This is a genomic window from Shewanella sp. 10N.286.52.B9 (genome assembly GCF_002873635.1).
Taxonomy (GTDB): Bacteria; Pseudomonadota; Gammaproteobacteria; order Enterobacterales; family Shewanellaceae; genus Shewanella.
On the sequence record NZ_MCTY01000112.1, the window covers coordinates 3,033 to 4,555 of the forward strand.

At 39.3% G+C, this 1,523-nt stretch carries 3 protein-coding genes; 1 reads left to right on the forward strand and 2 read right to left on the reverse strand.

Annotated features, from left to right (window positions below; translation table 11 throughout):
* Positions 1 to 402: AAA family ATPase (locus BCU91_RS07100; protein WP_157936274.1), on the reverse strand; the 402-nt coding region annotated here is incomplete at its 3' end.
* A 28-nt stretch (positions 403 to 430) separates the two neighbouring features.
* Positions 431 to 1,096, reverse strand: coding sequence for a septum site-determining protein MinC (gene minC / locus BCU91_RS07105; protein WP_076537727.1), 666 nt, complete (start codon positions 1,094 to 1,096; stop codon positions 431 to 433).
* Between the two features lie 122 nt (positions 1,097 to 1,218).
* Here minC and BCU91_RS07110 point away from each other — a divergent pair, with 122 nt between their 5' ends.
* The gene (locus BCU91_RS07110; RefSeq protein ID WP_102437293.1) at positions 1,219 to 1,497 is read left to right on the forward strand and encodes a YcgL domain-containing protein; all 279 of its coding nucleotides are present in this window, start codon (positions 1,219 to 1,221) and stop codon (positions 1,495 to 1,497) included.
* The last annotated feature ends 26 nt before the right edge of the window (positions 1,498 to 1,523 follow it).

Consider the following 1,523-nt stretch of genomic DNA (forward strand, 5'->3'; position numbering starts at 1 on the left):
AAAATACAATGCCATCATTGCGCCTTGCTCGATTCCTGCCGGTGAGTCACAAACAATATAATCGAAATCTTTGCTTAGCTCTTCTAATACACCGCCAACGCCTTCTTTAGTCAGGGCATCTTTATCACGTGTTTGTGACGCGGGTAAAATAAACAGTTTGTCACAACGCTTATCTTTGATTAATGCTTGATTAAGATTGGCTTCACCATTGATCACATTGACAAAGTCGTAAACGACTCGTCGCTCACAACCCATAATTAAATCGAGGTTTCGTAAACCGATATCAAAATCAATGACGACTGTTTTCTTTCCTTTCAAGGCTAAGCCAGTCGCTATTGCTGCGCTTGAGGTTGTTTTACCAACACCGCCTTTTCCTGATGTGACAACAATAATCTGTGCCATGTTGTTATATATCCTTTTAAGTTGCCACTTACTGTGGCAATGATTCAACCATGAGTGTTTCGCCATTTAAGCGAATGCAGCCGCGTTGGTCACTGCAGTTTTGTTGCAAATGCTCAGCTAACCAATACTGCCCAGCAATAGAAACGAGTTCGGGGTCTAATGCATTGGCAATAATAATACTATTAACATCGCCAGACGCCCCGGCCATTGCTTTGCCACGTAATGCACCGTATATATGAATGCTACCATCTGCAATGACTTCTGCGCCATTGCCAACCGCACCAAAAATGACTAAATCAGCATTTTTTGCGTAAATTTGTTGTCCTGAACGGATATTTTGCTTAACTATTTTGGTTTCTTTTAATGGCGCAGGCATACTTTTAGCTTGTTTGCCTGATTTAACCACTGCAAGGCCTAATAGTTTGGCTTGGCTACTAATGCTTTCATTTGCTGATGTTACACCCACTATAATGAGTTGGTTATCAGTAAGAAGTTGTTTTAATGCGGCTAAATTAATGTTTTCTTGCTCAATTGCACTTAAATTTAAGATTAACGGTGCACCAATAAAAAACTGTGGCGCTTGGGATAATTTACTTTCTAAGTCAGCTGCAATAGCGTTGAAATCATGGGTGTTGATATGGAGTACTGAAAGCGTGAAAGAGGTAGCTTTTAACTCGAGACTTTGTGTGGCCATCCAGGCTTTACTCTCCAAAAAATGTCAGTCTAAGAACTGAATTACAATTAATTTAATCATTGTCCATGTTATAGTGTGCGTTGTTTACTATCAAGCAAGAAACAGAGGAATTTAACCCCAAGATGATTTGTACTGTATATAAAAGTAGTCGAAAAGTTGATACCTATTTATTTGTCGAGAAGCGTGACAATTTCGATGCCGTTCCTGAGGCTTTAATGAAAATGTTTGGCGTCCCCAAACTGGTGATGATGGTGCCTTTATTAAAAAGAACTGAACTTGCCATGGCCGACATTGAAAAAGTAAAAGCTGAGCTTGCTGACAAAGGCTACTATTTACAAATACCGCCCCCTGTTGTTAATTTACTGGCAGAGCATCGTAGAAGTTTAGGTTTAAATGACTAGCGATATTTTTTAAAATAGTTATAGTT

Bases quoted from the DNA above. Each gene is read 5' to 3' on its own strand.
- minC (WP_076537727.1), bottom strand. From the start codon at position 1,096: ATGGCCACACAAAGTCTCGAGTTAAAAGCTACCTCTTTCACGCTTTCA.
- BCU91_RS07110 (WP_102437293.1), top strand. From the start codon at position 1,219: ATGATTTGTACTGTATATAAAAGTAGTCGAAAAGTTGATACCTATTTA.